Annotated in this window: 10 protein-coding genes and 1 tRNA gene; 2 read left to right on the forward strand and 9 right to left on the reverse strand. The window is 71.9% G+C overall.

Annotated elements, in window-relative coordinates; genetic code table 11:
• Positions 1-490: 490 nt before the first annotated feature.
• The 4 genes from AB0411_RS14355 to AB0411_RS14370 form a co-directional block, all read right to left on the reverse strand.
• Positions 491-566: transfer RNA gene (locus AB0411_RS14355), tRNA-His, on the reverse strand.
• Positions 567-728: 162 nt separating this feature from the next.
• Positions 729-1,346 carry an oligoribonuclease gene (gene orn, locus AB0411_RS14360; RefSeq protein WP_366417588.1) on the reverse strand — a complete coding sequence of 206 codons (618 nt, stop codon included), beginning with the start codon at positions 1,344-1,346 and terminating at the stop codon, positions 729-731.
• 5 nt (positions 1,347-1,351) lie between these two features.
• The gene (locus tag AB0411_RS14365; protein WP_366417589.1) at positions 1,352-2,638 is read right to left on the reverse strand and encodes a GlxA family transcriptional regulator; all 1,287 of its coding nucleotides are present in this window, start codon (positions 2,636-2,638) and stop codon (positions 1,352-1,354) included.
• A gap of 349 nt (positions 2,639-2,987) precedes the next feature.
• The gene (locus AB0411_RS14370; RefSeq protein ID WP_366417590.1) at positions 2,988-3,260 is read right to left on the reverse strand and encodes a hypothetical protein; all 273 of its coding nucleotides are present in this window, start codon (positions 3,258-3,260) and stop codon (positions 2,988-2,990) included.
• Between the two features lie 398 nt (positions 3,261-3,658).
• Here AB0411_RS14370 and AB0411_RS14375 point away from each other — a divergent pair, with 398 nt between their 5' ends.
• Positions 3,659-4,180: a universal stress protein gene (locus AB0411_RS14375; protein ID WP_018093093.1), complete on the forward strand. Its 522-nt coding sequence runs from the start codon at positions 3,659-3,661 to the stop codon at positions 4,178-4,180.
• A gap of 500 nt (positions 4,181-4,680) precedes the next feature.
• Here AB0411_RS14375 and glmS read toward each other — a convergent pair whose 3' ends face one another.
• Together glmS and AB0411_RS14385 are read right to left on the reverse strand one after the other, a co-directional pair.
• A complete protein-coding gene (glmS, locus tag AB0411_RS14380) occupies positions 4,681-6,510 on the reverse strand; it encodes a glutamine--fructose-6-phosphate transaminase (isomerizing) (protein ID WP_366417592.1) in 1,830 nt (609 codons plus the stop codon).
• Between the two features lie 75 nt (positions 6,511-6,585).
• On the reverse strand, positions 6,586-6,876 hold the full coding sequence (locus AB0411_RS14385; RefSeq protein WP_366417593.1) for a hypothetical protein: 291 nt from the start codon (positions 6,874-6,876) through the stop codon (positions 6,586-6,588).
• A gap of 189 nt (positions 6,877-7,065) precedes the next feature.
• Between AB0411_RS14385 and AB0411_RS14390 the strand changes: the two genes are divergently transcribed.
• Positions 7,066-8,670: a beta-N-acetylhexosaminidase gene (locus AB0411_RS14390; RefSeq protein ID WP_366417594.1), complete on the forward strand. Its 1,605-nt coding sequence runs from the start codon at positions 7,066-7,068 to the stop codon at positions 8,668-8,670.
• A gap of 118 nt (positions 8,671-8,788) precedes the next feature.
• Here the strand turns inward: AB0411_RS14390 and AB0411_RS14395 are convergent, their stop codons facing one another.
• Genes AB0411_RS14395 through AB0411_RS14405 form a run of 3 tightly spaced genes read right to left on the reverse strand, consistent with a single transcriptional unit; the run spans position 8,789 to position 12,905 of the window.
• Complete coding sequence (locus AB0411_RS14395; protein WP_366417595.1) at positions 8,789-9,949, reverse strand: acyl-CoA dehydrogenase family protein; 1,161 nt, start codon at positions 9,947-9,949, stop codon at positions 8,789-8,791.
• Positions 9,950-9,954: 5 nt separating this feature from the next.
• On the reverse strand, positions 9,955-10,896 hold the full coding sequence (locus tag AB0411_RS14400; protein WP_366417596.1) for a hydroxymethylglutaryl-CoA lyase: 942 nt from the start codon (positions 10,894-10,896) through the stop codon (positions 9,955-9,957).
• Positions 10,893-12,905, reverse strand: coding sequence for an acetyl/propionyl/methylcrotonyl-CoA carboxylase subunit alpha (locus AB0411_RS14405; RefSeq protein ID WP_366417597.1), 2,013 nt, complete (start codon positions 12,903-12,905; stop codon positions 10,893-10,895). The genes AB0411_RS14400 and AB0411_RS14405 overlap by 4 nt, the downstream gene beginning before the upstream one ends.
• Between the last annotated feature and the right edge of the window lie 17 nt (positions 12,906-12,922).

Raw genomic sequence — 12,922 nt, forward strand, 5'->3', positions numbered from 1 at the left:
CCTCCAGGCCACCACGGTCGTCCGCCACCCGCGAGGATCACCACAGCCGCGAAGATCACCGCGGCCCCTCCCCGGCCCGGCCGTGACCACCGGCGACGTCCTCTCCCCGGTGCCCGTCTCCGTCGCCGTCGCGGCCAAGGGGCGCGACGTCCCGGCCACCGCGGTCGGCGGCAGCTGACGGTGACCGGCCGAGGCAGACCGCCACGGTCCGGGCGGCCGCCGAGCCCCCCGTCGCCGGACTGCGTGCCCTCGGCGGTACGGCACCAGGCTGATCTTCGTCGCCGGCACCGGCTCGCTGCGGCCCCCGGACGACCCCGCGGGCCGGACGCGGAGGGACCACCGGAATCCCTGCTGCAGATCACGCGCGCTCCGCCCCGCCGGCAGACCCTTCACCGTCGGCGACCGAGCCGCGACCCCGGGCTCCTCGCCCGCCCGCGCTCCCGCCCGCACAAACGCCAAGGCCCCCGACCTGAGGTCGGGGGCCTTGATGTGGGGTGAGTAACGGGACTTGAACCCGCGACATCCTGGACCACAACCAGGTGCTCTACCAGCTGAGCTATACCCACCATGACCGGTGCTGTGTGGTTCTTTTTCCCCACCGGCTGAGAAAAAGTGTACAGGGTCCGAAGGGGTGCTCGCGCCCAGGTTTCGTGTCCCGGGGCCGAGGGCGTGTCGTGCGCGTCACGGCGGACCCGCCGGGACGTGCACGACACGCGCCCTGTGCCCTGCTACGGCGTGGACTGCGGCTCAGCAGGAAGGACGTGCTTGGCGGCGATGGCCTTCGCGGTGTCCGAGTCGGGGCCGGGCTGCGGCACGAAGACCGCCTCCCGGTAGTAGCGCAGTTCCGCGATGGATTCGCGGATGTCCGCCAGCGCCCGGTGGTTGCCGTTCTTGTCCGGGCTGTTGAAGTAGGCCCGCGGATACCAGCGCCGGGCCAGCTCCTTCACGGACGAGACATCGACGATCCGGTAGTGGAGGTAGTCCTCCAGCGTCGGCATGTCCCGCAGCAGGAAGCCGCGGTCGGTGCCGACGGAGTTGCCGCACAGCGGCGCCTTCCGCGGCTCCGGCACATGCTGCTTGATGTACGCAAGCACCTGTGCCTCGGCCGCCTCCAGCGTCGTCCCGCCGTCCAGCTCCGCCAGCAGGCCGGAGGCGGTGTGCATCTGGCGCACCACCTCGGGCATGGTGCCGAGCGCCTCGGCCGGGGGGCGGATCACCACATCCACCCCGTCGCCCAGCACATTCAGCTCCGAGTCGGTGACCAGTGCGGCCACCTCGATGAGCGCGTCGTTCGCCAGCGAGAGCCCGGTCATCTCGCAGTCGATCCACACCATGCGATCGTTCATACATCTCACCCTACGGGGCGTTCGCGCTGTCCGGGCAGCACGGGGCGGACCGCTCCCCTCCCCACCGGGGATTCGGGCAGCCGGGCGGCGTAGACGTCCGACTGCGGTTTGCCCGCTTCGCCCGCTTCGGCGGATCCCAGGCCGTGGCCGGCCATCGCCGCGGCGGAGAACCGCTCCGCTCCCGCGCCCAGGGTCGCCCGCTCGCGCTCCGGCCGGTCGGCGCGCTCGGCACGCTCCGGTCTGAGCACGGGTTCGGCCGCCCCGTTCTGCGGTCGCCGTGCGCGGTAGGCCGCCCGGTAGGCGGCGGGCGAGGCGCCCAGCTGCCTGCGGAAGTGGCCGCGCAGGGCGACCGGTGAGCGGAAGCCGCAGCGCCCCGCGACCTCGTCCACCGAGTAGTCGGAGGTCTCCAGCAGCCGCTGGGCCTGCAGCACCCGCTGGGTGATCAGCCACTGCAGCGGAGCGCTCCCCGTCAGGGACCTGAAGCGCCGGTCGAAGGTGCGCCGGCTCATATAGGCACGCGCGGCGAGCGTCTCCACGTCGAACTGCTCGTGGAGGTGCTCCAGTGCCCAGGCGACGACCTCGGCCAGGGGGTCGGCGCCGATCTCTTCAGGTAATGACCTGTCGAGGTAGCGCTGGTGTCCCATGTCCGAGGCGGTGCGCCGGGGCGGCACGACGAGCCGGCGGGCCAGCGCGTTCGCGGCGTCCGCGCCGTGGTCGGTGCGCACGATGTGCAGACACAGGTCGATGCCGGCCGCGGTTCCCGCGGACGTGAGCACATCGCCGTCGTCGACGAAGAGCTCGCGGGGATCCACATGGACGGACGGATAACGCTTGGCGAGCGTCGGCGCGTACATCCAATGGGTCGTGGCCGGGCGGCCGTCGAGCAGTCCGGCCGCGGCGAGGACGAACGCCCCCGTGCACAACCCGACGATTCTGGCCCCTTCTTCATGCGCGCGGCGCAGCGCGTCGAGCGCCGCGGGCGGCGGCGCCTGGGTGATGGAGCGCCAGGCCGGCACGACGACCGTCCCGGCACGGGAGATCGCCTCCAGCCCGTAGGGGGCTGACAGTTCCAGCCCCCCGGTCGTGCGCAAAGGCGCATCTTCGCCCGCGCACACAAGCAGCCGGTACCGCGGAACGCCTGCGTCCTGTCGGTCGATGCCGAAGACCGAGAGCGGAATGGAGCTCTCGAAAATGGGGCCGCCGCTGAAGAGGAGCACCGCGACTATTTCGCGGCGTCGTCGGGCGGCGAGCTTGCGTGCGGCATCTGGTACGGCAGCGGAGTCCTGGCTCATGGCACTTAAGCCCCCCTCGGTCGTCTCGCCCTCTCGGTCCTGCACAGTTCCCCCGCCGTTACTACCAAGATCGAATCTACTGTGTTCCGTGAGGATGGAGTGCCAAGTTCACCACCCGCTGGTATGTCGATATGGCAACTTGGCGCGAAGCATTCGATCACGAAGCGTTCCACTCGTCGGGCCTACATGGGAAGTACGCGTCTCGGCTCTGCCCGTTCGCAGTAGGGCACAACCATGCCCAGCGGTCCTTTCCTCCCTGCTCACACCAGGGTTGAGGGGTACTCAAGGCAAGGTACTGACCTCGGCCGGAAGTTGGCTGAAAACGGTCGCGCGCAGACTTGCAAGCGCCTCAGTCGACCGGCGTACGCCCTTCGGAGTGCCGACCGCCCTCGTGCGCCGTCGGGCCCAGATAGGCGCTTCTGTCCCGGTGTCTTCCGGTCTCGCGCACCCGGATCCGGGCCGCGGTCCGTTCGGATTGCCGCAGCAGCGCGCGGCAGGCACAGGCCACCGCGGCCAGACCGGCGGCGGTGCCGGCCGCTCCGGCCCAGGAAACACCGCTGATGATCAGTACGAGGGGTACCAGGGCGCAACTGAAGGCGCCCCAGCGCATGACATCGCTCACTGGGTCGGGTGATCTGTCGGACGGCATCGGCACCACGTGCTCCCCTCGGACGGGCTGCTACTACAACGCCGCCGACGATCATGGGTCACCGTGAGGGGTACGTACGGGGGCAGGCCGGGGCATTGCCATCCGCGCCACGCTCCGGCATGCTCCGGGGAACGTTCGAGGCCCCACCCACCTCGCGCGGGCGCTCCGCGTCCGCGGCGGGCTCTGGGCAGCGGGGGAGTGGCGCCGTACTCTTGGGGTATCGGGTTGGGAAGATGATTCCCAGTCGTATCGTTCCTCTTTGAACTATGGCTCCCGCGCCTCGATCGAGCCAGCTCAGTCAACTGCCGGATCAAGTCAATCGCTGTTCCCCGTTCGCCCCTCCGCAAGAGGACGCCCTCGCCGAGACACCAATGGCCGGTCACGAAATTCCCGAACCCGCGGACCGCAAGCAGGTCGCCGATCCGATGGCTGACCTCGAAGCGGCGGAAAAGACACGCCATTCCTGCGACCCCGCGTTCCGGCACGGCGTCGTGGTCGGCTTCGACGGATCCATGTCGAGCGAGCGGGCGTTGGCGTATGCAATCGGTATGGCCCGGCGGCTCGGCTCCGGGTTGATCATCGTCCATGTGGCCAACCGGCTGCCGACGACCGTCTGGGCGGGCTGTGAGCCGCCGGTCTTCGTGGACGTGCCCGATCACCGCACCGAAGTGCTCGGCTTGGAGCTGGCCTGCGCCGATCACCTCACCGAGGTCCCCTGGATCCTGGTCGAGCGCGGCGGCGACATCTGCCACGAGCTGGAGGAGGTCGGCCGGGAGTACGAGGCCGACGCGATCGTGGTCGGCTCCACCCACGGCATCGTCGGCCGGATCTTCGGCTCGGTGGCCGGCCGGCTCGCCCGCCGGGCGCAGCGCCCGGTGATCGTGATTCCCTGACGCGCCCGTCGCGCGCCGCCGCCTCGCCCCGTCGTGCGCCGTCCCGCCGCGCGCCGCGTCCGCGCGGTGCCGCGCGTCCCCCCGCGCCTCCCGACGTGATCAATTCTCCGCGGCTTGCGCACAGTTGAGGGGGCGTCATGAGGATTGTGCGCAGCCGCATTTCTGCCCGCGTGCGCAGGTGAATTGTGCGCCGGCGAGGGGTAGAAAACGGTCACGTGGGCGCGCCGCATCACGGGCCCGGCGGCCGCGCGCACGGCAACTTCGTGCTGCCGGCCGGGAAGTGACGGTTCCCGGGGCGGCGGCATCCCGCCGGCGTATGGGCGACGCCGGCAAAGGGGAGGCAGCGGCTCCGCGCGCGTATGGTGGCACGCCCGCGGAGCCGCGGCCCACCCCTTCTTCGCCTGAACCGGCGCCGCTTTCGCGGAGCTGGTCGAGCGCCGTGGGGGCCGGGCAATCGCCGCTCCGGTGGGACGGGGGACCGCCGTACTTCCCCCGGGTGCTTATTCCACCGTCACGGACTTGGCGAGGTTGCGGGGCTTGTCGATGTCCCGGCCCAGGGCCAGCGCCGTGTGGTAGGCGAGCAGTTGCAGCGGAATGCCCATCAGGATCGGGTCCAGCTCGGGCTCGTTCTTCGGCACGACGATGGTGTGGTCGGCCTTCTCCTGCTCCTGGTGCGCGACGGCCAGGATGCGGCCGCTGCGGGCCTTGATCTCCTCCAGGGCGGCGCGGTTCTTCTCCAGCAGGTCGTCGTCCGGGACGATCGCCACGGTCGGCATCGCGGGCTCGATCAGGGCCAGCGGGCCGTGCTTGAGCTCGGAGGCCGGGTAGGCCTCGGCGTGGATGTAGGAGACCTCCTTGAGCTTCAGGGAGGCCTCGCGGGCCACCGGGTAGCCGCGCACCCGGCCGATGAACATCATCGACTTGGCGTCCGCGTAGGCGGCCGACAGCTTCTTGATCTCTTCCTCGCCCTTGAGGATCTCGTCGATCTGGCCGGGCAGCTTGCGCAGGCCCTCGATGATCCGCTTGCCGTCCGCGACCGACAGGTCACGGATGCGGCCGAGGTGCAGGGCGAGCAGCGCGAAGGAGACCACCATGTTGGTGAAGCACTTGGTGGAGACCACGCAGACCTCGGGGCCGGCGTGGACGTAGATGCCGCCGTCGGTCTCCCGGGCGATCGCCGAGCCGACCACGTTGACCAGGCCCAGCACCCGGGCGCCCTTGCGCTTGAGCTCCTGGACGGCCGCCAGCACGTCGTAGGTCTCACCGGACTGGGAGACCGCCACGTAGAGGGTGTCGGGGTCCACGACCGGGTTGCGGTAGCGGAACTCGGAGGCCGGCTCGGCGTCCGAGGGGATCCGGGCCAGCTCCTCGATCATCTGCGCGCCGATCTGGCCCGCGTGGTACGAGGTGCCGCAGCCGAGGATCTTCACCCGGCGCACGCCGCGCGCCTCGCGGGCGTCGAGGTTGAGGCCGCCGAGGTGCACGGTGGAGAAGCGGTCGTCGATCCGGCCGCGCAGGGCGCGGTCCACCGCGTCGGCCTGCTCGGAGATCTCCTTGTGCATGTACGTGTCGTGGCCGCCCAGGTCGTAGGACTCGGCCGCGTACTCGACGGTCTCCGGGGCGGACGTGGTCCGCGAGCCCTCGGTCGTGTACGTGCGGTAGTCGTCGGCCTTGAGGGTGGCCATCTCGCCGTCGTCGAGGGTGACGACCTGGCGGGTGTGCGAGACCAGCGCGGCGACGTCCGAGGAGACGAACATCTCGTGCTCGCCGATGCCGAGGACGACCGGGGAGCCGTTGCGGGCGACCACGATGCGGTCGGGGAAGTCGGCGTGCAGCACGGCGATGCCGTAGGTGCCCTCGATGTGGCGCAGCGCCTCGCGGACCCGCTCCTCCAGCTTCTCGGCCGTGGAACGGCCGATCAGGTGGGCGAGCACCTCGGTGTCCGTCTCGGAGGCGAAGACGACGCCCTCGGCGGTCAGGCGGGTGCGCAGGTCGGCGGCGTTGTCGATGATGCCGTTGTGGACGACGGCGACCTTGCCCTCGGTGTCGAGGTGCGGGTGGGCGTTCTCGTCGGTGGGCGCGCCATGGGTGGCCCAGCGGGTGTGCGCGATGCCGGTGGAGCCCGCGAAGCGCTTCGGCAGCCGCGACTCCAGCTCACGGACCCGGCCCTTGGCCTTGGCCGTCTTCAGGCCGCCCGCGGCCTTGCCGGTGCCCTTGGCGTGGATGGCGATGCCCGCGGAGTCGTAGCCCCGGTACTCCAGGCGCTGCAGGCCCTCCAGAAGCAGCGGAGCAACATCGCGTTTGCCGATATAGCCGACGATCCCGCACATGAAAGTGACCCTCCGAGAAGAACGTTGTGGCAGTTGTGGCAATGTCCGTGCCGCCCGGCGTCCCGGGCGTGGCCGTCAGCCGTAGACGAGGCGGCGCAGTTGGCGGGACGAGAGATCGGGCGGGGCCACGGCGCGGTGCGGCATCTCGTGGCGGATCCGTTCGAAGATCTCCTCGTTGCGCAGTCCCTGGGACTGCAGCTCCCGGTGGCGCCGGCGGACGAACTCCTCCGTCGTCTCGTCGAAGTACGACAGCACATCGAGCACCACCCGGGTGGCCTCACCGCGCTGCAGCGGTGTGCTGCGCACCAGGTGGTCCACCAGGTCTTCGTGCGGCGCGTCAGCGCTGCGGTTACGGCGTTCGAGCACCCGTCGATATTGCGGGGCGCGGAGCGGAATCGCAAGAAATCTGCCCGCTATCGGGCACGTCCCCGATTTGGCGGCCGGAAAGTGGTCGGAACCTTGACCGGAATCGAGGCTCACGGTACGCATGGTCACCGTTCGGTCGCTCCATGCCATGCACGTCGTCCTGTACGAGGTTCGCCGAAGGGAGCGTCGATGAGACGCCGCAGACTGCTGTTCTCGCTGCTGCTGGTCGCGGCGGCGGGGCTGGGAACCGCCGCCGTACCGCCACCGGGGGCCGCCGGCGCCGCCTCCCGGGCCGCCACTCCACTGGACCAGGTGATCCCCGCGCCGGCGTCCGTGCGCAGCACGGGGGACGCGTACACCCTCGGCGAGGGCACCCGCATCCGGGTGCCCGGCGGCTCCGCCGAGGCCCGGGGCGTGGCCGGCTATCTGGCGGGGCTGCTGCGGCCCGCCACCGGCTTCGGCCTCCCGGTGACCACCAAGGACGGCCGGGACGGCATCGTCCTGCGCCTCGGCGGCAGCGGCACCGGGGACCTGGGCCGCGAGGGCTACCGGCTGACCTCCGGCGGCCGCGGGGTCACCCTCAGCGCCGCCCGCCCGGCCGGCCTCTTCCACGGCGTCCAGACCCTGCGCCAGCTGCTGCCGGCCGGCGTGGAGCACGAGCGCGCCGTACGCGGGCCCTGGCGGATCGCCGGGGGCACCATCACCGACTCCCCGCGCTACGCCTACCGCGGGGCGATGCTGGACGTCTCCCGGCACTTCTTCACCGTCGCGCAGGTCAAGCGGTACATCGACCAGCTCGCCCTGTACAAGATCAACAAGCTGCATCTGCACCTCTCCGACGACCAGGGCTGGCGGATCGCCCTCGCGTCCTGGCCGCGGCTCGCGACCTACGGGGGCTCCACCCAGGTCGGCGGCGGCCCCGGCGGCCACTACACCAAGGACGACTACCGCGAGATCGTCCGCTACGCCGCCGCCCGCTACCTGACCGTCGTGCCCGAGATCGACATGCCGGGCCACACCAACGCGGCGCTGGCCTCCTACGCCCCGCTCAACTGCAACGGCCAGGCACCGCCGCTCTACACCGGCACCAACGTCGGCTTCAGCTCGCTGTGCGTCCCCAAGGAGGAGACGTACGACTTCGTGGACGACGTCCTGCGCGAGCTGGCGGCGATGACCCCCGGCCGGGCGCTGCACATCGGCGGCGACGAGGCGCACTCCACCAGCCATGACGACTACGTGACCTTCATGGACAAGGTGCAGCCGGTGGTCGCGAAGTACGGCAAGAGCGTGATCGGCTGGCACCAGCTGACCGGCGCGCACCCGGCGAAGGGCGCCGTCGCCCAGTACTGGGGCTACGACAAGACCGGCACGGCGGAGCGCACCCAGGTCGCCGACGCCGCCAGGAACGGCACCAGGCTGATCCTCTCGCCCGCCGACCGCGCCTACCTCGACATGAAGTACGACAGGAACACGCCGCTGGGCCTGAACTGGGCCGGCTACGTGGGCGTCCAGCGGTCCTACGACTGGGACCCGGGCAGCTACCTCGACGGGGCGCCCGCGGGCTCCGTCCTCGGCGTCGAGGCGCCCCTGTGGTCGGAGACCCTCTCCACCTCCGCCCACATCGAGTACATGGCCTTCCCGCGGCTGCCCGGCATCGCGGAGCTGGGCTGGTCCCCGGCCCGCACCCACGACTGGGACGACTACAAGGTGCGGCTGGCCGCCCAGGGGCCGCGCTGGGACGCGCTGGGCATGAACTACTACCGCTCTCCGGAGGTGCCCTGGCCCGCGAGGTGAGGGACCGGGCCGGCCGGGCGTCCGACGGCGCCCGGCCCGGCTCGCGAGCAGCGGGCGCCGCTCCCCGGCGCGCCGGCCGGCCCCGGGGTGGCAGGGGCCGGCCGGCTGGGACGCCGGGTCAGGCGCCGACGCCCAGCTCCCGGGCGATCAGCATCCGCTGGACCTCGCTGGTGCCCTCGCCGATCTCCAGGATCTTGGCGTCCCGCCACATCCGGGCGACCGGGTACTCGTTCATGAAGCCGTACCCGCCGTGGATCTGGGTGGCCTCGCGGGCGTTGTCCACCGCGCTCTCGGAGGAGTAGAGCTTGGCGAGCGCGGCCTCCTTCTTGAAGGGCTCGCCGTGCACCAGCCGGGACGCGGCATCGCGCCAGGCCAGCCGGGAGGTGTGGGCGCGCATCTCCATGTCGGCGATCTTGAACTGGATGGCCTGGTTGGTGCCGATGGCGCGGCCGAAGGCGTGCCGCTCCTTGGAGTAGCGCACCGACTCGTCCACACAGCCCTGCGCCAGGCCGGTGGCCAGCGCCGCGATGGCGATCCGGCCCTCGTCGAGGATCCGCAGGAACTGGGCGTACCCGCGGCCCTCCTCGCCCAGGAGGTTGCCGACCGGGACCCGGACGTCGGAGAAGGACAGCTCGCGGGTGTCGGAGGCGCTCCAGCCGACCTTGGAGTACGGGGCGCCGACCGTGAAGCCGGGGGTGCCGGACGGCACGATGATCGAGGAGATCAGCGGGCTGCCGTCGTCCTTGCGGCCGGTGACGGCGGTGACCGTGACCAGACCGGTGATGTCCGTACCCGAGTTGGTGATGAAGCACTTGCTGCCGTTGATCACCCAGTCGTCGCCGTCCCGCACCGCGGTGGTGCGGGTCGCGCCGGCGTCCGAACCGCCGTCCGGCTCGGTCAGGCCGAAGGCGCCGAGCACCTCACCGCTGCACAGCTTGGGCAGCCACTCGCGCTTCTGCTCCTCGGTGCCGAAGTGGTAGAGCGGCATGGCGCCCAGCGAGACGCCGGCCTCCAGGGTGATGGCCACCGAGGAGTCGACCCGGGCCAGCTCCTCCAGGGCGATGCCGAGCGCGAGGTAGTCGCCGCCCATCCCGCCGTACTCCTCGGCGAACGGCAGGCCGAACAGGCCCATCCGGCCCATCTCCTGCACGATCTCGTACGGGAACGCATGCTGCTCGTAGTACTCGCCGATCTTCGGGGCGACGACGTCGTGTGCGAACGCCTCGACGGTGCGCCGGAGTTCTTCCAGCTCGGCGGGCAGACGGTGGTCCAGGGACATGAGGGTCACTCCTTGTGGGAGAGGGCGCGAAGGGTGCGGGAGGGGCTCGGCCGGCCCAGGACGTCCGCCATCCACACGCTGGTGGCGGCCAGTCGGTCCAGGTCGACCCCGGTCTCGATGCCGAGACCGTGCAGCATCCACACGAGGTCCTCGGTGGCGAGGTTGCCGGTGGCGCTCTTGGCGTAGGGGCAGCCGCCGAGGCCGCCCGCCGAGGCGTCGATGGTGGTGATGCCGTGCTGCAGCGCGGCGAAGGTGTTGGCGAGGGCCTGCCCGTAGGTGTCGTGGAAGTGCACGCCGATACGGGAGGTGGCCACGCCGGCCTCGTTGAGGGAGGCCAGCAGGGTCTGCACATGACCGGGGGTGGCCACGCCGATGGTGTCGCCCAGGCTCAGCTCGTCGCAGCCCAGGTCGAGCAGCGCCCGGCAGACCCGGACGGTCTGGGCGACGGGCACCGGGCCCTCCCAGGGGTCGCCGAAGCACATCGAGAGGTAGCCGCGGACCTGCACCTTGGCGTCCTTGGCCCGCGCGACGACCGGCGCGAACATCGCCAGCGCCTCGTCGACCGTGCGGTTGAGGTTGGCCTTGGCGAAGGACTCGGTGGCGCTGCCGAACACGGCGATCCGGCGGGCGCCCAGGGCGAGCGCACGGTCCAGGCCGCGTTCGTTGGGCACCAGCACCGGGAGCCGGTGCGGATCGATGCCGTCCAGCTGCGGGAACAGCTGCTCCGCGTCGGCGAGCTGGGGCACCCACTTGGGGTGGACGAAGCTGGTGGCCTCGACGGTCGGCAGGCCGGCGCCGACGAGCCGGCGGATGAACTCGGCCTTGATCTCCGTGGGCACCACGGTCCGCTCGTTCTGCAGGCCGTCGCGCGCGCCGACCTCATGGATCCGTACGCGGGTGGGCAGCCCCTCCGCGGTGACCTCCATCGGCAGTCCGGCTGCGGTCATCGGGCGCTCCCCTGCTCGTCCTCGGGCGCCGTCGCGGGCGCGGCGGCCTGGTCGCGGTCCTCGTGCGGAGTGAGCACGGCCAGGATCTGGTCCATGGCGACGGTGCTGCCGGCGGTGACGTCCAGTTCGGTGACGGTGCCGGCGTGCGGCGCGGAGATGACGTGCTCCATCTTCATCGCCTCGACCACCAGCAGGCCCTGGCCCGCGGCCACCTCGTCGCCGACGGCCACCTTGACGACGGTGACGGTGCCCGGCATCGGGGCGGCCAGGGTGTCCGCGCCGTGGGCCCCCGCGGCCCCGCGCAGCGCGGCGGCCACCGGGTCGTAGGAGGTCACCTGCCAGGAGTCGCCGTCCCGGCCGAGCCAGTCGCCGCTGCGGCGGAAGCTGTGCAGCACCCCGTCGACGGTGACCCGTACGCCCTCCGGGGTGACCTGCCCGGACGGGCCGCCGGGCGCTGCGTCGTGGGCGACGGGGTCATGGCCCGGGACGCGCAGCCAGTGGCGGACGGGCGCGGGCTCGCCGCCGAGGCGGAAGCCGTTCGGCGCGGCGAACGGGTCGCGCCAGCCGCCCTCGGCCACCGCCGGCTCCAGGGCGGCCTGCCGCACCGCCGCGGCCGCCGCGTACACCTCGTCCGGCACCGCGGCGTCGACCAGCCCGGCCGCCTCGCGCTCCACCAGCCCGGTGTCCAGCTCGCCGGAGACCACGTCCGGATGGGCCAGCAGCCGCCGCAGGAAACCGGCGTTGGTGGTCACGCCGAGGGTGACCGTCTCCGCCAGCGCGGCCCGCAGCCGGCGCAGCGCGCTCGCCCGGTCCGGGCCGTGGGCGATGACCTTGGACAGCATCGGGTCGTAGCGGCTGCCGACCTCCACGCCCTGGGACAGGCCGGAGTCCGTGCGCAGCCCGTCGCCCTGCACCTCGTGCAGGGCCAGCACGGTGCCGCCGGTCGGCAGGAAGTCCCGGGCCGGGTCCTCGGCGCAGATCCGGGCCTCGATGGCGTGCCCGGTGAGGGTGATGTCCTCCTGGGCGTGGCGCAGGTGCTCGCCGGCCGCGACCCGCAGCTGCCACTCGACCAGGTCGATGCCGGTGACGAGCTCGGTGACCGGGTGCTCGACCTGGAGGCGGGTGTTCATCTCCATGAAGTAGTAGGAGGCCGGGTCCTTGCCCGGGACGATGAACTCGACGGTGCCGGCGCCGCGGTAGCCGCAGGAGCGGGCCGCCTGCACCGCCGCCTCGCCCATCGCGGCGCGGGTCGCCTCGTCCAGCAGGACCGAGGGGGCCTCCTCGATGACCTTCTGGTGGCGGCGCTGGAGGGAGCACTCGCGCTCGCCGAGGTGGATGACGTTGCCGTGGCCGTCCGCCAGCACCTGGATCTCGATGTGCCGGGGCCGGTCGATCCAGCGCTCGACGAGCAGGGTGTCGTCGCCGAAGGAGGAGCGGGCCTCGCGGCGGGCGGAAGCGATCTCGTCGGCCAGCAGCGCCTCGTCGCGCACCAGCCGCATGCCCTTGCCGCCGCCGCCCGCGGACGGCTTGAGCAGCACCGGCATGCCGATCTCCCGGGCCGCGGCGGCCAGTTGGCCGTCGTCCAGCCCGCTGCCGGAGGAGCCGGGCACGACCGGGACGCCGGCCTCCCGCACCGTCTCCTTGGCCCGGATCTTGTCGCCCATCAGCTCGATGGCGTCGGCGGACGGGCCGATGAAGACCAGCCCGGCGTCCGCGCAGGCCCGGGCGAAGGCGGCGTTCTCGGCGAGGAAGCCGTAGCCCGGGTGGACCGCCTGGGCGCCGGTCCGGGCGGCCGCGTCCAGCAGCCGTTCCACGGACAGGTAGCTCTCGGCGGCCGGGGCCGGGCCGATGCGGACGGCGGTGTCGGCCTCGCGGACGTGGCGGGCGTCGGCGTCGGCGTCGCTGAAGACCGCGACCGAGCGGATGCCGAGGGCGCGCAGCGTGCGGATGACGCGGACCGCGATCTCGCCGCGGTTGGCGATCAGCACGGTGTCGAAATTGGTGGCCATTGCTGGGGACATCCCTC

Origin of the sequence: Streptomyces angustmyceticus (assembly GCF_040701845.1) — a bacterium.
GTDB lineage: Bacteria > Actinomycetota > Actinomycetes > Streptomycetales > Streptomycetaceae > Streptomyces > Streptomyces angustmyceticus_A.

What these genes read in the sequence shown, in the direction of transcription:
- orn (WP_366417588.1), bottom strand. Translation starts at nt 1,346, where the DNA reads ATGAACGATCGCATGGTGTGGATCGACTGCGAGATGACCGGGCTCTCG.
- AB0411_RS14365 (WP_366417589.1), bottom strand. Translation starts at nt 2,638, where the DNA reads ATGAGCCAGGACTCCGCTGCCGTACCAGATGCCGCACGCAAGCTCGCC.
- AB0411_RS14375 (WP_018093093.1), top strand. Translation starts at nt 3,659, where the DNA reads ATGGCCGGTCACGAAATTCCCGAACCCGCGGACCGCAAGCAGGTCGCC.
- glmS (WP_366417592.1), bottom strand. Translation starts at nt 6,510, where the DNA reads ATGTGCGGGATCGTCGGCTATATCGGCAAACGCGATGTTGCTCCGCTG.
- AB0411_RS14390 (WP_366417594.1), top strand. Translation starts at nt 7,066, where the DNA reads ATGAGACGCCGCAGACTGCTGTTCTCGCTGCTGCTGGTCGCGGCGGCG.
- AB0411_RS14395 (WP_366417595.1), bottom strand. Translation starts at nt 9,949, where the DNA reads ATGTCCCTGGACCACCGTCTGCCCGCCGAGCTGGAAGAACTCCGGCGC.
- AB0411_RS14400 (WP_366417596.1), bottom strand. Translation starts at nt 10,896, where the DNA reads ATGACCGCAGCCGGACTGCCGATGGAGGTCACCGCGGAGGGGCTGCCC.
- AB0411_RS14405 (WP_366417597.1), bottom strand. Translation starts at nt 12,905, where the DNA reads ATGGCCACCAATTTCGACACCGTGCTGATCGCCAACCGCGGCGAGATC.